The organism is uncultured Tessaracoccus sp. (assembly GCF_947255005.1).
Lineage (GTDB): Bacteria > Actinomycetota > Actinomycetes > Propionibacteriales > Propionibacteriaceae > Arachnia.
The window spans coordinates 25,440-42,717 of the sequence record NZ_CAMYFI010000019.1 but is presented as its reverse complement, the minus strand read 5'-3'; the positions used below and the strand labels follow the sequence as shown (position 1 = coordinate 42,717).

The window sequence follows — 17,278 nt, the reverse complement described above, 5'->3', positions numbered from 1 at the left end:
TGACGGGTGCGACTGCGGCGAAAGCAACGTGGTGGCCAGACCATCCCACCGACACCGTGTACGCCAGCTCCAGGCGACACATGCGATCCGCACCGTCTGAGTTCGAGATCCGGCGGCGTGACATCCCAGAGGAGCTCGTGATCGAGCGATCAGGGATTCGCTACGCAGCACCGCCGCTGGCGGTGCTGCAGATGATCCCGACAGACGGGGCCAGCGCCATCGATGAAGCGTTCAGGCGAAGGGCGGTGCGGGTTGGGGATCTCATCGGCGCGTTGCGCCTCATCCCGGGGCGGGACGGCAACAAGGAAGCAGCGCGGCTGCTGATCGAATCCAGAGACGAGCCCTGGTCGTATCTAGAAAGGCAGGGGCATCAGCTCCTGCGTGAGGCAAGGATCGGAGGATGGAAGAGTAACTACCTCATCAACCTGACGGATGCAATCATCTTCGCGGATGTCGCTTGGCCTGGGCTCAAGCTCATCGTGGAGTTCGACGGTTGGGAGTTTCACCGAGACTACGAGCAGTTTGTGGCAGACCGCCGGCGGGATGCGGAACTGGTGCATAGGGGATGGACGGTGCTGCGCTTCACGGCCGCGAGCATGGGCACGCTGATCGAGATCGCGAAACCCGTGATGGCGCGCCTTCGACGCGACTGAACGCACAGCAGATGGCAGAAACGGGCCCGAGAGCACCATAATCTGCCTCTGGCGTGCGCTCAGTCGCGGATGAGGCCGGTAGCGTGCAGGTATGCGAATTCTGGTACTCGGCGGCACCGCGGAAGGCCGTGCCATTGCGGCGGCAGCGGTGGACGCTGGGCTTGATGTGGTGTCGTCGCTGGCAGGGCGTACGAAGCAGCCGGTGGTTCCGGCAGGGGCAGTGCGCGTCGGTGGCTTCGGAGGTGCGGAGGGGCTCGCGCAGTACCTGCGTGACAAGGACATTCGCGCGGTTGTCAACGCCACGCACCCCTTCGCCGCGCAGATGGCGCGCAACGCCGTGGCTGCCTCGGAAGCGACGGGCGTGCCGCTGATACGGCTACTCCGACCGAGCTGGGCGGAGCGCGATGCCGACTGGGATTGGGTGTCGTCGCACGCCGAAGCCGCCGTCGTGGCTGCAGCCAACGGCGGCGCGGTGTTCCTCACCGTCGGGCGCCAGCACTCCCTCGAGTACGCTGACGCCCTAGCGGAACACGACGTGGTGTGCCGCGTGGCCTTCGCCGGAAACCTCCCTTGGCCGCCGCAGTGGCACGTCTTGGAAACCAGAGGGCCGTTCACCCTCGAAGAGGAACGTGCGCTCCTGCGTGAACACCGGATCGGTGTGCTGGTCACGAAGGACGCGGGCGGCGACCACACCGCAGCCAAACTCGACGCCGCCCGCGAGCTGGGCGTGCAGGTGGTGATGCTGCGCCGCCCCGACGTGGAAGGCGACGTGGTCAGCAGCGTCGACGAGGCGGCGGGCTGGCTCAGCGTGGTTACTCGGCGTGGGGCGTGAGAATCTCGCCAGCCACGGCACCGATGACGGTGATCGCCGGTGGGCGGATGTCGGCTTCTACGGCTACTTCCGCGATGGTGGCGAGCGTGCCGTGCACGACACGCATGTCGTCGCTGGCGGCGTCCTCGATCACGGTGGCAGGGGTGTCGTCCGCGAGGCCCGCGGCGCGCAGTTCCGACGTGATCTCCGGCAGGTGCTTCACCCCCATGAGAATGACGAGGGTGGTGTGTGTTTGTGCGAGCGCCGCCCAGTTCACGTCGGAGCGTTCATCGCCAGGGGGCACATGGCCGGACACCACGCTGAACCCGCGCGACAAGGCGCGATGCGTCACGGGAATGCCGGCGAGCGCGGGTGCAGCAACGCTCGAAGTCACTCCGGGGATCACCTGCACCGGCACACCGGCTGCCACGCAGTGTTGCCACTCCTCGCCGCCACGGCCGAAGACGAAGGAGTCGCCGCCCTTCAACCGCACCACCACCTTGCCGGCGCGGGCGTGCTCGACGAGCAGTTCGTTGATCTCCGACTGCGGAGTGAACTTGCCGCGCGGCACCTTACCCACAGGAATCCGCTCGCAATCGTCGCGGCACTCGTCGAGCGCGCCCAGGGGCGCGAGACGGTCGTAGAGCACGACGTCAGCGGCGCGCAACGCGCGTAGCCCGCCGACGGTGAGCAGATCGGGGTCTCCGGGGCCGCCGCCCACGAGCGTGACTGTTCCAGGTGTGAATTCCATTACAAGTTCCTTTCGTGGCAGGCTGCGATGAATCGCTGGGCTAAGGCCGGATGCCCTGCCCAATGCACGTGGAGGTAGCTGGCGTGTACCGAACTGGTGGCGACGCCGTCGCGATGCAGGCCGACGAGGTCCCACCCGGTGGGAGCCTCGATCTGCGCGGTGGTGCGGTGGTGTTCGTGCCCCACCACCTGGGCACCGGCGCCGGCGAGGGGAGAATCGACGAGGGCCACCGCGTCGCGATACCCCATCTGCAAGCGCTTACCCATCGCCGCGCGTAGCGGCAGCGCTCCCGCCATGGGCACACCGTCGAGTGATTCGCCGAGGTAGAGCATGCCGGCGCACTCCGCGACGGTGGGCACCCTGTCGGCCACGGCGCGGCGCACGTCGTCGAGCAGTGACTGGTTGGAGGCGAGCTCCGCCGCGTGCATCTCGGGGAAGCCGCCGCCCAGGTAGAGCCCTGCGGTGCCCTCGGGCAGGTGCTGGGACGACGTCGGATCGAACTCCTCGACGATGCACCCGCCTGCTTCCAGCAGCTCCACCGTTTCGGCGTACCGGAACGTGAACGCCCGCCCGCCCGCGACTGCGACGACGGGCCTACGCGCGCTGGGGGCGTGCACCACGTCGGCGGGGTCCCAAGCCTTATGGGGAAGGGGTGGGGCGCTGCGGGCGAGGTTGAGCAGGGCGTCGAGATCGATGTGGGCCTCGATGAGATTGAGGAGCCCATCGAGCCGCTCGGCGGCGTCGGGTCGCTCGGCTGCCGGCACCAACCCGAGATGCCGCGATGGGGCCTCGACAGATTCGTCCTTGGGTAGGAAACCCAGCACCGGCACGTCGACGCTGCCCATGGCGTCGCAGATCTCGGAGCGTTGCCGCGGCGAAGACACCTTGTTGAAGATCACTCCCGCCACGCGTATCCGTGTATCAAACGCAGCCAGGCCCGCCACCGTCGCGGCGATGGTGCGCGACGTGCGCGACGCATCTGCACACAGTACGACTGGGGTGTTCGTGAGGGCGGCGACGTGCGCGGCAGAGCCCTCGCCGTGACGCCCAACCCGGCCATCGAACAGCCCCATCACGCCCTCGATGATGGTCACATCCGCGGGTGTGGGAACGGTGGCGCCGCGCAGCAGCAGTTGGGGGACGAGTTCAGGAGAACACAGCACTGGGTCGAGATTGCGCGATGGGCGCTTCGTGGCCAGCGCGTGGTAGCCGGGGTCGATGTAGTCCGGGCCCACCTTCGCCGGCGCCACCACCAGTCCGCGACGATGCAGGGCACCCATGAGGCCGACACTCACCATCGTCTTGCCATGCCCGGATGCCGGGGCGGCCACCAGCACTCTAGGAAGCGTTACCATTCGATACCCGCCTGCCCGCGTTGCCCCTTATCAAAGGGGTGTTTGACCTTCACCATCTCCGTGACGAGGTCTGCTACCTCGACGATCTCGTCGGGGCAGTTGCGCCCGGTGATGATGACGTGCTGGCGGCCAGGGCGCGAGCGCAGCACGTCGGCCACCTCAGCCGGATCCACCCAGCCCCAGGTCATCGGGTAGGTGAACTCGTCGAGCACCCACAGTCGGTGACGCTCGTTGCTGATGCCCTCCGCGACGTACCGCCAGCCCTCGGCTGCGGCCTCCGCGCGCTGCTCCTCGGAGTATGGGGTGCGAATCCACGACCAGCCCTGGCCCAGGGTTTCCCACTCGATGGTGCCTCCGCCCGCCTCCGCCAACGTCGTGAGCGCGAGGTGTTCGCCGGTGCGCCACTTGCCGGACTTCACGAACTGGAACACACCCACCGAATCGCCCTGTGCCCAGGTGCGTAGCGCGACGCCCATGGCCGCCGTCGTCTTGCCCTTGCCCTCGCCCGTGTGCACCAGCACGACGGGGCGGCGTCGCAGCTCGGCAGTGGTGGGCTCTTTACTCGTTGGCACCTAGCAATCCTTGCACAACTTCACCTTCGCTAGGCTCACGGACATGGCTGGGATTTTGGTGGCAGGCACCTCATCGGATGCTGGTAAGTCGCTCGTCGTGACGGGATTATGCCGTGCGCTTAGGCGCCGCGGCATCGACGTCGCCCCGTACAAAGCCCAGAACATGAGCAACAATTCGATGGTCTGTGCCGACGGCGCGGAGATCGGTCGGGCCCAGTACCTGCAGGCGCTGGCCGCGGAAGTGGAGCCTTCGTCGGCGATGAATCCGGTGCTGCTGAAGCCGGGCACCGACCGTCGCAGTTTTATCGTGGTGCGAGGCCAGCCGGGCGGTGTGCTCGACTCCGGGCAGTACGCCACCGGTAGGCGGGCGCTCGCGGACGCCGCGTGGGAGGCTTACGACGAGCTCGCCGCCCGGCATGAGTTTGTGGTGTGCGAGGGTGCGGGGAGCCCCGCCGAGATCAACCTCCGTGCCGGAGACTACGTGAACATGGGGTTGGCGAGGCGTTTCGGTCTGCCCGTGGTGCTGGTGGGGGACATCGATCGCGGTGGCGTGCTCGCGTCGATCTTCGGCACCTGGGGTCTCCTCGACGACGAAGATCGCAGCCTGCTCGCTGGATACATCATCAACAAGTTCCGCGGCGACGACACGATCCTCGCGCCCGGTCTTGCCGAGCTCACCTTGCGCACCGGGCTGCCCCACCTGGGCACGCTGCCATGGCTGCCGGGGGTGTGGCTGGACGGGGAGGATACGCTCGCAGTCGGCCGGTGGCGCGCTGAAGCGTCCCGCGACGGCAGCCTGCGCGTTGCCGTCGTGCGCCTGCCGCGCATCTCGAATGCCACCGATGTCGATGCGCTCGCTCAGGAACCTGGAGTGGAGGTGCTCGTCACCACCGACCCCCGCGTGGTGTTGGCTGCCGACCTCGCGGTGCTGCCCGGCTCGCGCTCCACTCTCTCTGACCTGGCTTGGCTCCGCTCCACAGGCATCGCCGACGCCATCCAGCAACGCGCTATGCAGGGCCTGCCGGTGCTGGGCATCTGCGGCGGGTTCCAGATGCTCGGCCACGCCATCCGCGACGGCGTGGAGGCCAGTGAGACGGGCGATGGCCTCGGTCTGCTGCCGGTGGACACACAGTTCCACGACGAGAAAGTGCTCGCCCGCACTTCGTCGGCATGGCGGGGACACCAGGTTAACGGCTACGAGATTCACCACGGCATCTGCGCTCCACGTCCGGGGGCGGAGCCCTTCCTCGACGGCGTGCACGAGGGCGCGTGCTGGGGCACGATGATGCACGGCTCGCTCGAATCCGACGAGTTCCGCCGCGCATTCCTTGGCGAGGTGGCCGCCCGCACGGGGTCGCCCTGGCAGCCCGACCCCACTGCCCCCGGCATGGCCGGGCGACGCGAGCACATGATCGACACGCTCGCCGACGCCTGCGAAGCACACCTCGACATCGACACCTTGCTGCGAGTGGGTAGACTCGTCGACGACAACTGATCGTCAGCCGATCGACGCTGAAGGAATCCGGTGCAAATCCGGGAGCGGTGCCGCCACTGTAACCACGCCATGTGGAAGCCAGGAACTTCGGATCGGCTGGGTCGAACGGGCGAAGCACCCGAGGAGGCCACGTGGAATCTGTAGACATGCCTACGCTCGCTGGAGTAGGAGTAGGGCCGGGAGATCCGGCGCTCATCACGCTGCGCGCATTGCAGGTGCTCGACGCCGCCGACGCCATTCTCGTTCCCGCCACGGAGGCGCGCGAAGGGACCGTGGGCAGGGCCGAGAGCATCGTCGTCGAACACCTTCCCCACAAGGCCGAACAGATTCACCGCGTGCCGTTTTCGATGGCACAGCGCCGCGGCGTGGACGAGCGCAGAACCAACGCGTGGGAAGCCTCCGCGGCCGTCGCGCTCGACGCGTTCGCAGGTGGCGCCCAGCTCGTCGCACTCGCCACGGTGGGGGACCCGTCGGTGTTTTCGACGTTCTCGTACCTGTGCGACGTGGTACGCCGCCAGCGCGAGGTGAGCGTAGAAGTGGTGCCGGGCATCACCGCCATGCAGGCCATCGCCGCCCGCAGCCGCACTCCGCTGGTGGAGGGGCAGGAAATTCTCGCGCTGGTGCCCGCCACCGTGGGCGAGGAGGCGCTGCGCCAAGTGTGCGAGGTGGCAGACACCGTCACTATCTACAAGGGCGGACGCCAACTCGCCGCGTTGAAGGATGCGCTCGCTGAGCAGGGCCGACTGGATAGCACCCTCATCGGCACCGACGTCGGCCTCCCCGATGAGCGCATCACCCGCCTGGCCGAGCTCGACGAGAGCAAGGCCCCCTATTTCTCGACGGTGCTCGCGCCGGCATCGCGCACGAAGACAGGAGGACGACTGTGAGCGGACTACGCCTTGACCCATCCGAGGGGCTCGTGGTGTTTGTGGGCGCGGGGCCGGGTGCCGACGACCTCATCACCCTGCGCGGCGCCCGCGTCATCGCGGAAGCGGACATCATCATCTGGGCCTCTTCCCTCGTGCATCCCGGTATCGTCGCCGGCCACAAGGAAGGCGCGGAAGTGATCGACTCCGCGTCGATTCCGTTGGAAGACCTCGTGCCGCTCTACACCCGAGCCCGTGACGAGGGGTTGCTCGTCGCGCGGGTCCACACCGGCGACCCGGACATCTACGGAGCCACCCAAGAACAGCGCGACCTCTGCGCGCAGATCGGCATCGCCACCGAAACCGTGCCCGGCATCTCCGCCTTCAGCGCCGCGGCTGCGCGCATGGACGCGGAAATTACCCTCCCCGAGGTGGCGCAGTCGCTCATCCTCACTCGGTTGGAGGGCGGCAGAACTCCTATGCCAGATGGCGAAACCGTTCGCTCCTTCGCCGCTCACGGCACGACGATGGCGCTCTACCTCTCCGCCGCGCGCAACAAACAGTTGCAAGAAGAGCTGCTCGCCGGCGGCTACCCCCCGGACACCCCCTGCATCATCGGCTACCGTGTCACCTGGCCCGACGAGCAGATGTGGCGCTGTGAGCTGAACGAATTGTCAGCGACGATGAAGGCCAACAAGCTGTGGAAACACACCGTCGTGCTCGTGGGGCCGGCGCTGTCGACCACGCGCGCCGCGAAACGTTCCCACCTGTATCACCCAGGCTTTCGGCATGAGTATCGCCCGGCCGATAGCGAGGCGAAACAGTCCCTTCGCGCCGAGGGCGCAACCACCTACAACCTGGAGGAAGACCGTCGATGATTACTGTGTATGGACACCTCGGCACGCCCAGCGACGAGCTTCGTCGCGCCACCGCCCGCGCCGATGTCGTAGTGGGCGGCACCAGGCATCTCGATGAGCTCGACGTGCCAGAGCCCAAACGTATCGTGCTCGGCGCGCTCACTCCGGCGGTAGAACGCATCCGCGAGCTGCCGGAGGACACCGACGTGGTGGTGATCGCTTCTGGTGACCCGCTGTGGTTCGGTGTGGTGCGTAAGCTTCGCTCCTTCGGGCTTCGCCCTCGCGTGGTGACGGCAGCCTCGTCCGTAGCAGAGGCGTTTGCGCGCGTCGGGCTGCCCTGGGATGACGCCATTACCGTGTCTGCGCACGGCCGGCCCGTCGACGCGGCCATTACCGCAGCTCGCCGCTTCGCGAAGGTGGCGGTGATGACCGACCCGCGCGAGCCGCTCTCCGCGCTCACCGAACCCCTCGCAGATCTCGACCGCAGCTACGTGCTCGCCGAGCGCCTGGGGGAGAGCGACGAGCGCGTTCGCGTGCTCGACGGCCCCACCCTGGGAAGTCTCGACGATGTCCGTCACCCGAACGTTGTGCTGGTGTTGGAGCACCATCCCGAGGCGGATTGGGACGACGACGCCGTGGTGAGCACCCAGCCCCGCCCCGCTGCAGCTCCTGACGTCGCGCACGAGCGCGTGGGTGACGACGGCTGGGAGGGCGTGCGCATCGGCCAGGTGACGGGCTCCGACGCTGCCCGTCGCAACGCGGATCGTATCGAACAGGCGCTCGGCGTGGAGACCGTGCGCTTTGATGGCTCCGCCACTCAGGGGCTCGTCGAGGCGTTCAACTCCTGTGACATGGTCATCTCCCACTTGGCGCTCGGCGCCACCACCCGCATCCTTGCGCCCATGCTGGCGTCGAAGAAGACCGATCCGGGCGTCGTCGTGGTTGACCAGGGCGGCCACTTCGCGGTGCCGCTGGTGGGCGGCCACGTGGGAGGCGCAAACCGTCTAGCAGAAGAGGTGGCGACGGCCCTCGGTGGCCAGGCGGTGGTGACCACCGCCACGGATTCGTTGGGCATCCCCGCACTCGACACGCTCGGCTGGGCGCACAGCGGCGACGTGGCTGCCGTCACCGGAGCCATGCTCGACGGGCAACCCATCCGGTTGGTGCGCGACGCGCTCTGGCCCCTGCCCCCGCTGCCCCCGAACGTGTCGGAGGAGCTGCAGGAAGGCACGCAGCCGGCAGGCGAGATCGTCGTGACGGATCGCGACGAGCAGGCCCTGGATGCACCGAGCGTGCCGCGCGTGGTACTGCACCCAGCGTCGCTCGTGGTGGGTATGGGCTGCAACCGTGGCGCACCAGATGCGGAGGTGCATGGCCTGTTCGAGCAGACCCTCGCCGAGGCCGGCCTCTCGCCGCACAGCGTCACCGCACTCACCAGCATCGACGTGAAAGCCCACGAAGGTGCCCTCGTCCGGCTGGCGAAGAAACTGGGCGTGCCGTTCGTCACCTACGAGGCCGCTGAACTTCGCGACCGCGACGTGCCAACGCCGTCGACGGTGGTCGCCGACGAGGTGGGCACTCCCAGCGTCAGCGAGGCGTCCGTGATGGCGCGTGGCGCGTCGATCGTCGTGCCGAAGCAGAAGAACACGGAAGCCACCTGCGCGATCGGGCGTCTGCCCGCGCGCGGCGAGTTGCGCGTCGTCGGCCTCGGGCCCGGCTCACGCGACCTCCTCACACCCATGGCGCGGCGCGCCATCGAGACCGCATCCGTAGTGGTGGGGTACATCCCCTACGTGCGCCAGATTAAGGACCTCATCTCGCCGCACGCCGAGGTAGCGGCCACGAAGATGGGCACCGAGGCTCACCGCACCGCGCTGGCCATCGAGCGCGCCAGGGCCGGGCACGCAGTGGCCTTTGTGTCGTCGGGTGACCCGTCGATCTACGCCATGGCCTCGCCTACCCTGGAGTCGGGCACCGAGGGTGTCGACGTGCGCGTCATCCCCGGCGTCACAGCGGAGCTTGCCGCGTCGGCGCTGCTGGGCGCACCCCTCGGGCACGACCACGTCACCATCTCGCTGTCCGACCTGCACACCTCGTGGGAAGACATCGAGCGACGGCTAGAGGCCGCCGCGGAGGGCGATTTCGTGGTGACGCTGTACAACCCGAGGTCGCGCAAACGCACACGGCACCTGCCTCGCGCCCTGGAGATTTTGGGCGCGAAACGCCCGGCGACAACGCCCGTGATGGCGGTCTACGAGGCCTTCCGTAAGAAGCAGCGCATCCGGTGGGGCACGTTCGAGACGTTCGACCCGGAGTGGGTGGACATGCACACCATCGTGATCGTCGGCTCATCCAGCACGAAGGTGGTGCCCACAGGCGATGGTGACGAAGCCATCGTGACGCCGCGCGACTATCAGTGGATGGGCAGAATACAAGGAGGTAACTGCTGATGAAGATCGCTGACGTGACCGGCGACGTGCCGCTCATTATCGCCGCCCATGGCAGCCGTGACGCCGACGGCGTTGAGGCCTGCCGCGCCCTGGTGGATCGGGTGCGGTCCATGCTGCCGGGGCGACGCGTGACCCTCGGGTTCGTAGAACTTGCGGAGCCCACCATCGCTGAGGCGGTGCGCGAAGCACTCGACGGGCGCGAGATCACCGGCGACACCGACGCCGTCGTCGTACCCCTCATGCTCGCCACCGGCGGGCACGTGAGGCAAGACATCCCGGAGGCCTTCGACGAGGGGCGCGGCGACGCTGACGTGCGCTACGCGCAGCCGCTGCTGCCCAGCCCGCTGCTGCTCGACGCGTTGCTGCAACGCATGCGCGAAGCGATGAGCACCTGGCGTGCCAAGGACACGGTGGGGGTGCTCGTCGGGCGAGGCAACTTGGTGACCGAAGCCAACGCCGAGCACTATCGCCTCACCCGCACCGTCATGGAGGAAAGCGAACTCGCCGACGTGGAGCCAGCCTTCGTGCAGGTGTCGCGCCCGTCTATTCCCGAGGCGCTGCACAAGGCGCTGGCAGCAGGAGCCACCCAGATCGTCGTCGCACAGCATTTCCTGTTCCCCGGCAAGCTGCGCACGTGGACCTTCGACCAAGTGCAGGCCTGGGCCGAGCAACACCCGGAGGTGGAGGTGCGCGTCGCCGAAGTTATTGGAGACTGCGACGAGCTCGCCCAGCTCGTGGTGGATCGTTACGCGGAGCAGCTCGACGCCGAAGGTGTGGACGACGGGGCGCCCGGCTACCTATCGAGCCTCTCCCTCGCGGGCCGCGACGTGCTCGTCGTCGGCGGCGGAGCCGTGGCCGCAAGGCGTATTCCCGCGCTGCTCGCCGTCGGCGCCAAGGTGCGAGTGGTGGCACCCAACGTGGGCATCAAGGTTGGCCGGCTCGCGGCGAGCAACGCGATCGCCTGGGAGCAGCGCGCTGTTCGTACCGACGATGTGGCCGAGGCCTGGTATGTTCTAGCCGCCAGCAACGACCCTGCGGTCAACCAGATGGTGGCGGAGGAAGCCGAGCGCCGGCACACGTTCTGCGTGCGGGCGGATAAATCTCTGGAAGGATCCGCCGCCACCCCGGCGACCGCGTCCGCGGGCGGGCTCACCGTCGCAGTCGTAGGCGACCGTAACCCCCGGCGCTCTGTCAGCGTGCGTGACGCGCTGCTCAAAGCGCTGCAGGGCTAACGCAGAGGTCAACCGACGCGGGCGAGGATGTCGCCCGCTCGGTTCACCACCACAATTTCTACCTCGACGGGGGAGCCCTTGAGTACGTCGAGGGCTTCTTTACGGGCAGATACTGCGATGAGGTGCGGTAGGTTGATGCCCTCCTCGTCGGCGAGCTGCACGGCGTGCGCGACGGTGCGCACCTCCGCGATCTGAGCCTGCAGCGCCTCACTGGCGTGCGCGCTGGCAACCAGTTGCACCAAGTGGACGGGCTGGATCTGCGTGCGGTGAGAGTGCAGATCCAGATAACCAGCTGCGAGCTTCGATAGTTTCGCCACACCTCCGACGATGGTGAGGCGCGGGAGGGGATGCTTGCGCAGATACTTCAACACGGCACCCGCGAAATCTCCCATGTCGAGCAGCTCGATGCCGGGGTACAGTTCCTCGGCCACTCGCTCCGACGTGGAGCCTGTGCAGGCCGCCGCGTGCCTAGCGCCCCTGGCGCAGGCGACGTCAATGCCGCGGTGGATGGAGGCGATCCATGCCGAACAGGAATAGGGCACTACCACGCCCGTCGTGCCGAGCACGCTGAGCCCACCCAGCACCCCGATGCGGGCATTCCAGGTGCGCTGAGCGACGCGTTCGCCGTCGTCGATGCTGATGGTCACCTCGACGTCGGCGTCAACGCCATGGCGATGGGCCACGGCTGCGAGGTTGTCGGTGATGTATTGCCGAGGCATGGGATTGATGGCCGGCTCGCCCACCTCCAGTGGCAGCCCCGGCAACGTGACAGTGCCGACGCCCGGGCCACCCACGAAGCTCACACCTGCACCTTCCGACGTGCGCCGCACCGTGGCGCGCACCACCACGCCGTGGGTGACGTCGGGGTCGTCGCCGGCATCCTTCGTGATGGCCGCCATCGCCTCGCCGTCGTTCAGGCGGCTTTGGGTGAGCGCAAACGCGGGTGTGCGCCCACCGGGCAAGGTGATCTCGACGGGGTCGGGAAAGTCGCCGGTCAGTAGGGCCTCGAAGGCCGCCGTGGCTGCCGCGCAGGCACACGCGCCCGTCGTCCAGCCAGGACGGAGCTCGGAATGCTCCAGCTGGGCGGCACGCCCGCGGGGACGCAGCGCGTCGCGCCCCTCTGCGGCCAAGCGAGCTTGTTCGTCAGCGGTCATTCGTGGTTTCGGCTGCGCTGGCCATGGCATTCACGGCAGCCACAGCCATCGCCGAGCCGCCGCGGCGGCCCAACACCGTGAGGTACTCCAGGCCGAGCGTGTCGTCAACCAGCGCCTGCTTCGATTCCGCCGCACCCACAAACCCGACGGGGATGCCGACGATCGCGGCTGGACGTGCGCCGGTGGCGTGGCACACCTCCAAGGTGCGAAAGAGAGCGGTGGGGGCGTTGCCGATTACGACGATGCCGCCGTCGAGCAGCCCATCGCGCTGCCATAAATCCACCGCGGCCGCGGTTTTCGTCGTGCCCTGTTCCTCCGCGAGCTGCACCAGGCGCGGATCTTTGATGTGGCACACCACCTGTGCGCCCTCAGGCAGCCGTGAGCGGATGATGCCGGTGGCTACCATCGACGAGTCGCACAGGATGGTAGCGCCGGCTTCCAGCGCAGCCAGCGTGCGCGAGGCAACGTCGGGGGTGAACGCCACCATGTCGGCGATGGCGGGATCTGCCGCGGCGTGCACCATTCGCACGACGGCGGGCTCCACGTCGGCGGGGAAACGCTCAAGGTTCGCCTCTTCGCGGATGATCTCAAATGATCGACGGTAGATGTCGGAACCGAGCTTCAGATAGTCGTACTGCACACCGTAACCGTAGCGCGTGAACCGTTACGGCGGGACACCTGATCTTTGCAAAAGGCCGTGGTGTAAGCTCAGCATTACCACTGAATCTCTGGTGAATCTGCGAGGAAGCTGGGCAAGCCAGCACGGTCGCGCCACTGTGATCGCCCCATTGGGGCGTTAGTCAGGAACTCGCCACCAGACCTAATTCGGGACGCGTAATCCCGAGGAAAGGATCGTGCACGATGCACATCGCAGAGGGCTACCTGCCGGTGGCCCACGCCGTCGGGTGGAGTGTGGCAGCGGCGCCTTTCATCATTCATGGCGCCACGGCAGTCATCAAAGAAACCCGCAAGAACCCCGAAAACAAACTGCTTTTGGCCGCCGCCGCAGGGTTTACCTTCGTACTATCGGCCATCAAACTGCCCAGTGTGTCGGGTAGCTCGTCGCACCCGACAGGCACAGGTCTAGGTGCGGTGCTGTTTAAGCCGCCCGTGATGGCCTTCCTCGGCACCATCGTCTTACTCTTCCAGGCTCTGCTGCTGGCCCATGGCGGCCTCACGACGCTCGGCGCGAACGTCTTCTCGATGGCCGTCGTCGGCCCCTGGGTGGGCTACGGGGCGTGGGTGCTCGTGCGGAAGCTGGGCGGGTCGAAAGACGTTGGCATCTTCTTCGCCATGGCCCTCGCAGACCTCAGCACCTACTGCGTGACGTCGCTGCAGCTGGCGCTCGCCTACCCCGACCCGACGAGCGGGCTCGGTGGGGCTGCCGCGAAGTTCCTCAGCGTGTTCGCCATCACGCAGATCCCGCTCGCCATCATGGAGGGTCTCCTGGGCGTGATCGTGTTGCGTTTCCTGGCGCGCGTCGCCAAATCTGACCTCGTCCGTCTCCACGTGCTGCGTGCCGAACCGAAGGAGCCCGTCCATGTCTGAGCGTCGTTTCCCCTGGGTGAGTGTGATCTGCGCGTTGGGCATCGTCGTGCTCTTCGTGGTGTCGTTCAGCCTCGGCGGCAAGACCGTGGAGGAGGGCGAGGAAGGCTTCGCCGGCACGGACTCCGTCGTCGTGGACATCATGGACGAACAGGGTGCTAAGCCCTGGTTCCAGCCCATCTTCGAGCCTGGCTCCGGGGAGTTGGAGTCGGGGTTGTTCGCGCTTCAGGCAGCTGTGGGTGCGGGCATCGTCGGGTTTGCGTTCGGTAACCTGCGCGGACGCAAAGCGGCTCGCGACGAAGACGGCGCTGTCGACGAGCCACGCACGGTAGACGCCGACTGACCGTGGCCACACTGGCGCTCGATGACGCGGCTTGGGCAAGCCCCTGGCGGCGTCATCGCGTAGGTGAGAAGGTGTTGTGGAGCGGCGCGCTCGTCGTGACCGCGCTGGCGGTGCCGTCCATCTGGGCCACCGTCGCGGCTGGAGTAGTGGCGCTCGCGCTCATCCTGGGGCCGGCGCGAATCCCCGCATCGATGGTGGTGACCGCGATGGCGGTGCCCTTCGGCTTCATCTGCGTGGGAGCCATCTCCGTGCTGTGCTCGGTGGGACGAGACCCCGTCGACGCCTACTGGAGGCTAGGACTGCTCTCCATCGGCCCCGAATCAGTCAGCATGGCGTGGCGACTGTTCCTACACGCCATATGCGGCACCCTTGCGGTGATGCTGCTGGCGCTCACCACGCCGATGTCCGACCTGCTCAACTGGATGGGGCGCCACCGGGTTCCAGGCCCCCTGGTGGACATCGCCTCGCTCACGTACCGAATGCTGTTCATCCTGCTCGACACCGCCACGTCGTTGCTGGACGCCCAACATCGACGCTGCGGACGCGTGACGTTGCACAGCGCTGGGGCAGTGACCGGCACCTTGTTGTTGCGTGCGTGGGATCGTGCTCAACGGCTGGAGCAGGGACTCACGGCGCGCGGCATGGAGGAAGGGCTGCGCACCACGGCGCTGCCAAGGCAACGTAGTTGGGCGATGCTCGGTGGATGCGCGCTGACGGTCGCCGGTATCTGGATACTGGGAGTGTGGTTGCCGTGGCGATGAAACTCGAGGCACGCGGGCTCACGCTGGATCATGGCGGCCCGACGGTGCTCTCCGCGGTTGATCTCGGCGTCGAGGCAGGAAGCCGGATGCTGCTCATCGGCGCCAACGGCTCGGGCAAGACCACCTTGCTACGCGCGTTGTGCGGCAGCCTGCGCCCCACGGCGGGGGACGTCGTCGTCGATGGTGAACCGTTGCAATACAATCGTGCTGCACTTCGACGGCACCGCCAGCGCGTCCAGCTCGTGCTGCAAGACCCCGACGAGCAACTGTTCAGCGCCGATGTGCGCCAAGACGTTTCGTTTGGGCCAACCAACTTGAACATGGAGCCCGATGACGTGTTGCGGCGCGTCGACGAGACGCTCGCGCTGCTGTCCATCACCCATCTCGCGGATCGGCCCTGCCACCAGCTCAGCTACGGTGAGCGCAAACGCGTCGCGCTCGCCGGCGCCGTGGCCATGCGGCCCGATGTGCTGCTGCTCGACGAGCCCACCGCAGGCCTCGACCCGGCGGGCGTGGAAGAGATGCTGGGCATCTTGGAGCGCCTACAGGAGTTGGGCACGACGCTTGTCATGTCCACCCATGACCTCAACCTGGCCCTGCGGATCGCTACGCAGGTTGCCGTGGTGGCCGGCGGAAAACTCACGGTGGGGGAGCCCGTCGAGGTGCTGAACGACGTTGAGCTGCTTGCTTCCGCGCGGCTCACGAGGCCGTGGCCGCTCGAACTCGCGAGTCAGCTGGGGCTCGATGCGCGGCCGCGAAGCCTCGACGAAATGGTGCGGTGCCTGAGGTGAGTCAGCGCTGCCAGGCCCACTGCGTGATGGTGCGCAGCGGCTTCCAGCCACGGAACGAGCCGATGGCATCGCCCACCTCCACCGCGATGCGCATGAGCTCCCCGCCGTGGGTGGCCTGCGCCTCAGCTAGCAGGAGTTCTGCCTCGACGGTGACCCCATGCGCCACAAGCCTGCCCCCCGCCTTCAGCCGATCCACGCACTGGGTGAGCACACCGTCGCTCAATCCGCCGCCGATGAACACAGCATCGGGCGGGGGGAGTGCTGCCAGTGCGTCCTTTGCGTCTGCGGCCACCAGTTCGCCTCTATCAGCCACCTTGAAACGGCGCAGGTTTTCGCGCGCGTTCGCCAGACGTTCGGGGCGACGTTCGATGCCGATACCTGTGGTGTCAGGGCAGGCCCGAAGCCATTCGACGAGCACGCTGCCCGCGCCGACGCCGACATCCCACAGGCGCTGCTCGCCGCACGGGCGCAAGTGCGCGAGCGCGGCGGCCCTAGCCACGCGCTTGGTGATGAGGCCATCGTGGGCGAACGCGTCGTCGGGCAGACCGGGAACGGGAGAGAAAGCGTGAGTCATCGCGGGTATTGTGCCACGGATTCGGATAGGCCGGATCTACTTCACCATGGCGACGCCGACTTGGGAGACGGGCTGGAAGACTTCTCCGTGAACGTGCGGGCGGCCACGCCGCCGACGTTTGTGCAGGAGGCGCTCGTGCGCGCGGTCGCGACGTGGGCGGCGTACCCCAACCCCGCCCCTGCAATCTCTGCCATTGCGGGCAGATGGGGCCTGCCGGAGGAGATGGTGCTGCCCACCAGCGGAGCGGCGGAGGCGTTCACCCTCGTGGCGCGCGCGTTGCGGCCCCGCAAGGCAGTGGTGGTGCACCCGCAGTTCACGGAGCCGGAAGCGGCCTTGCGGCGGGCCGGGCACCACGTGTCGCGCGTGCTGCTGGAGCGCCCCTTCGAGCTCAACGCGAGCGACGTGCCCGATGACGCTGATCTCGTCGTCGTGGGCAACCCCACCAATCCCACCGGGGTATTGCATCCGGTCGACGTACTTCGACGGTTGACTCGCCCCGGGCGGGTGGTGCTCGTGGACGAAGCCTTCCTCGACGAAGTGGGCGACGACCATTCCCTCATCGCGCCAGCGATGCCCGGGCTCCTGGTGACACGTTCCCTCACGAAGGCCTTCTCGATCGCTGGGGTGCGGGCGGGCTACGCAGTGGGAAGCCCGGATCTGATCGCGAGGCTTCGCGGTGAGCAAACGCCGTGGTCGGTGTCCTCGCCCGCCATCACGCTGATGCAGGCGTGCACGTCTGATGAAGCGCTCGCCTTCGTGTGTGCCGAGGCCGCAACGATTCCCGCGGCGCGGGACGACCTGGTGCAGCGTCTCAAAGCCCTCGGGCTGTGGGTGGCGCCGTCGCAGAGCCCATTTGTGCTGGTGGACACCTCGTCGATGGGGGCTGGATCGCTGCGCGAGCCGCTGGCCGCACGAGGATTTGCGGTGCGTCGATGCGAAACGTTTCCGGGGCTTGGGCCTAGTTGGCTTCGACTGGCCGTGCGCACCCCGCGGACGCACGAGCGCCTCGCCGCCGCCTTTGCTGCCGTGCAGGCGGATGGAGATCAGTTATGAAGTGGCGTGCTCTTG

The 17,278-nt window shown here is 67.5% G+C and carries 18 protein-coding genes and 1 riboswitch; of the genes, 12 read left to right on the top strand and 6 right to left on the bottom strand.

Going from position 1 to position 17,278, the window contains the following annotated elements:
- Both Q0X61_RS06110 and Q0X61_RS06105 read left to right on the top strand, forming a co-directional pair.
- Positions 1-653 (top strand): endonuclease domain-containing protein (locus Q0X61_RS06110; protein ID WP_297741346.1); only part of this gene is annotated, 653 nt, incomplete at its 5' end.
- 91 nt (positions 654-744) lie between these two features.
- Positions 745-1,485, top strand: a complete 741-nt coding sequence (locus Q0X61_RS06105; RefSeq protein WP_297741344.1) for a cobalt-precorrin-6A reductase — start codon at positions 745-747, stop codon at positions 1,483-1,485.
- Here Q0X61_RS06105 and cobA read toward each other — a convergent pair.
- Genes cobA through cobO form a run of 3 tightly spaced genes read right to left on the bottom strand, consistent with a single transcriptional unit; the run spans position 1,466 to position 4,142 of the window.
- Positions 1,466-2,215 carry a uroporphyrinogen-III C-methyltransferase gene (gene cobA / locus Q0X61_RS06100; RefSeq protein WP_297741343.1) on the bottom strand — a complete coding sequence of 250 codons (750 nt, stop codon included), beginning with the start codon at positions 2,213-2,215 and terminating at the stop codon, positions 1,466-1,468. The two genes, Q0X61_RS06105 and cobA, sit on opposite strands and share 20 nt — an antisense overlap.
- Complete coding sequence (locus Q0X61_RS06095; protein WP_297741341.1) at positions 2,215-3,570, bottom strand: cobyrinate a,c-diamide synthase; 1,356 nt, start codon at positions 3,568-3,570, stop codon at positions 2,215-2,217. Before Q0X61_RS06095 ends, cobA begins: the two co-directional genes overlap by 1 nt.
- Entirely contained in the window at positions 3,564-4,142 is a 579-nt protein-coding gene (gene cobO, locus Q0X61_RS06090; RefSeq protein WP_297741339.1) for a cob(I)yrinic acid a,c-diamide adenosyltransferase, read from the bottom strand. The genes Q0X61_RS06095 and cobO overlap by 7 nt, the downstream gene beginning before the upstream one ends.
- 43 nt (positions 4,143-4,185) lie before the next feature.
- Between cobO and Q0X61_RS06085 the strand changes: the two genes are divergently transcribed.
- The 5 genes from Q0X61_RS06085 to Q0X61_RS06065 all read left to right on the top strand — a co-directional run bounded on the left by Q0X61_RS06085 (position 4,186) and on the right by Q0X61_RS06065 (position 11,042).
- Positions 4,186-5,637 carry a cobyric acid synthase gene (locus Q0X61_RS06085; RefSeq protein ID WP_297741337.1) on the top strand — a complete coding sequence of 484 codons (1,452 nt, stop codon included), beginning with the start codon at positions 4,186-4,188 and terminating at the stop codon, positions 5,635-5,637.
- A riboswitch (cobalamin riboswitch) is annotated at positions 5,617-5,745 on the top strand. Its footprint overlaps the gene before it by 21 nt.
- Before the next feature lie 38 nt (positions 5,746-5,783).
- Entirely contained in the window at positions 5,784-6,524 is a 741-nt protein-coding gene (gene cobI, locus Q0X61_RS06080) for a precorrin-2 C(20)-methyltransferase (RefSeq protein WP_297741356.1), read from the top strand.
- Positions 6,521-7,381, top strand: a complete 861-nt coding sequence (cobM, locus tag Q0X61_RS06075) for a precorrin-4 C(11)-methyltransferase (protein WP_297741335.1) — start codon at positions 6,521-6,523, stop codon at positions 7,379-7,381. Before cobI ends, cobM begins: the two co-directional genes overlap by 4 nt.
- A complete protein-coding gene (gene cobJ, locus Q0X61_RS06070) occupies positions 7,378-9,810 on the top strand; it encodes a precorrin-3B C(17)-methyltransferase (RefSeq protein WP_297741333.1) in 2,433 nt (810 codons plus the stop codon). Before cobM ends, cobJ begins: the two co-directional genes overlap by 4 nt.
- Positions 9,810-11,042, top strand: a complete 1,233-nt coding sequence (locus tag Q0X61_RS06065; RefSeq protein WP_297741331.1) for a CbiX/SirB N-terminal domain-containing protein — start codon at positions 9,810-9,812, stop codon at positions 11,040-11,042. The genes cobJ and Q0X61_RS06065 overlap by 1 nt, the downstream gene beginning before the upstream one ends.
- Before the next feature lie 8 nt (positions 11,043-11,050).
- On the opposite strand, the gene Q0X61_RS06060 is transcribed toward Q0X61_RS06065, so the two are convergent.
- Both Q0X61_RS06060 and Q0X61_RS06055 read right to left on the bottom strand, forming a co-directional pair.
- Positions 11,051-12,196: a cobalt-precorrin-5B (C(1))-methyltransferase gene (locus tag Q0X61_RS06060; protein WP_297741329.1), complete on the bottom strand. Its 1,146-nt coding sequence runs from the start codon at positions 12,194-12,196 to the stop codon at positions 11,051-11,053.
- Positions 12,186-12,836 (bottom strand): precorrin-8X methylmutase, encoded by a 651-nt coding sequence (locus Q0X61_RS06055; RefSeq protein ID WP_297741326.1) that lies wholly within the window; start codon positions 12,834-12,836, stop codon positions 12,186-12,188. The genes Q0X61_RS06060 and Q0X61_RS06055 overlap by 11 nt, the downstream gene beginning before the upstream one ends.
- 221 nt (positions 12,837-13,057) lie before the next feature.
- On the opposite strand from Q0X61_RS06055, the gene Q0X61_RS06050 reads away from it, so the two are divergent.
- From Q0X61_RS06050 to Q0X61_RS06035, 4 genes are read left to right on the top strand one after another with little or no spacing between them, the layout of a single operon-like run.
- Positions 13,058-13,744, top strand: coding sequence for an energy-coupling factor ABC transporter permease (locus tag Q0X61_RS06050; protein ID WP_297741324.1), 687 nt, complete (start codon positions 13,058-13,060; stop codon positions 13,742-13,744).
- Complete coding sequence (locus Q0X61_RS06045; protein ID WP_297741322.1) at positions 13,737-14,084, top strand: energy-coupling factor ABC transporter substrate-binding protein; 348 nt, start codon at positions 13,737-13,739, stop codon at positions 14,082-14,084. Before Q0X61_RS06050 ends, Q0X61_RS06045 begins: the two co-directional genes overlap by 8 nt.
- A 2-nt stretch (positions 14,085-14,086) precedes the next feature.
- A complete protein-coding gene (gene cbiQ, locus Q0X61_RS06040; protein ID WP_297741320.1) occupies positions 14,087-14,845 on the top strand; it encodes a cobalt ECF transporter T component CbiQ in 759 nt (252 codons plus the stop codon).
- Positions 14,842-15,636, top strand: coding sequence for an energy-coupling factor ABC transporter ATP-binding protein (locus tag Q0X61_RS06035; protein ID WP_297741354.1), 795 nt, complete (start codon positions 14,842-14,844; stop codon positions 15,634-15,636). Before cbiQ ends, Q0X61_RS06035 begins: the two co-directional genes overlap by 4 nt.
- A 1-nt stretch (position 15,637) precedes the next feature.
- Here the strand turns inward: Q0X61_RS06035 and cbiT are convergent, their stop codons facing one another.
- Positions 15,638-16,210 (bottom strand): precorrin-6Y C5,15-methyltransferase (decarboxylating) subunit CbiT, encoded by a 573-nt coding sequence (gene cbiT, locus Q0X61_RS06030; protein ID WP_297741318.1) that lies wholly within the window; start codon positions 16,208-16,210, stop codon positions 15,638-15,640.
- On the opposite strand from cbiT, the gene cobC reads away from it, so the two are divergent.
- Positions 16,109-17,263 (top strand): Rv2231c family pyridoxal phosphate-dependent protein CobC, encoded by a 1,155-nt coding sequence (cobC, locus tag Q0X61_RS06025; protein WP_297741316.1) that lies wholly within the window; start codon positions 16,109-16,111, stop codon positions 17,261-17,263. The genes cbiT and cobC overlap by 102 nt on opposite strands.
- The last annotated feature ends 15 nt before the right edge of the window (positions 17,264-17,278 follow it).

What these genes read in the sequence shown, in the direction of transcription:
- cobJ (WP_297741333.1), top strand. Translation starts at nt 7,378, where the DNA reads ATGATTACTGTGTATGGACACCTCGGCACGCCCAGCGACGAGCTTCGT.
- Q0X61_RS06035 (WP_297741354.1), top strand. Translation starts at nt 14,842, where the DNA reads ATGAAACTCGAGGCACGCGGGCTCACGCTGGATCATGGCGGCCCGACG.
- cbiT (WP_297741318.1), bottom strand. Translation starts at nt 16,210, where the DNA reads ATGACTCACGCTTTCTCTCCCGTTCCCGGTCTGCCCGACGACGCGTTC.
- Q0X61_RS06045 (WP_297741322.1), top strand. Translation starts at nt 13,737, where the DNA reads ATGTCTGAGCGTCGTTTCCCCTGGGTGAGTGTGATCTGCGCGTTGGGC.
- Q0X61_RS06095 (WP_297741341.1), bottom strand. Translation starts at nt 3,570, where the DNA reads ATGGTAACGCTTCCTAGAGTGCTGGTGGCCGCCCCGGCATCCGGGCAT.
- Q0X61_RS06050 (WP_297741324.1), top strand. Translation starts at nt 13,058, where the DNA reads ATGCACATCGCAGAGGGCTACCTGCCGGTGGCCCACGCCGTCGGGTGG.
- Q0X61_RS06060 (WP_297741329.1), bottom strand. Translation starts at nt 12,196, where the DNA reads ATGACCGCTGACGAACAAGCTCGCTTGGCCGCAGAGGGGCGCGACGCG.
- cobI (WP_297741356.1), top strand. Translation starts at nt 5,784, where the DNA reads ATGCCTACGCTCGCTGGAGTAGGAGTAGGGCCGGGAGATCCGGCGCTC.
- Q0X61_RS06085 (WP_297741337.1), top strand. Translation starts at nt 4,186, where the DNA reads ATGGCTGGGATTTTGGTGGCAGGCACCTCATCGGATGCTGGTAAGTCG.
- cobA (WP_297741343.1), bottom strand. Translation starts at nt 2,215, where the DNA reads ATGGAATTCACACCTGGAACAGTCACGCTCGTGGGCGGCGGCCCCGGA.
- Q0X61_RS06065 (WP_297741331.1), top strand. Translation starts at nt 9,810, where the DNA reads ATGAAGATCGCTGACGTGACCGGCGACGTGCCGCTCATTATCGCCGCC.
- Q0X61_RS06105 (WP_297741344.1), top strand. Translation starts at nt 745, where the DNA reads ATGCGAATTCTGGTACTCGGCGGCACCGCGGAAGGCCGTGCCATTGCG.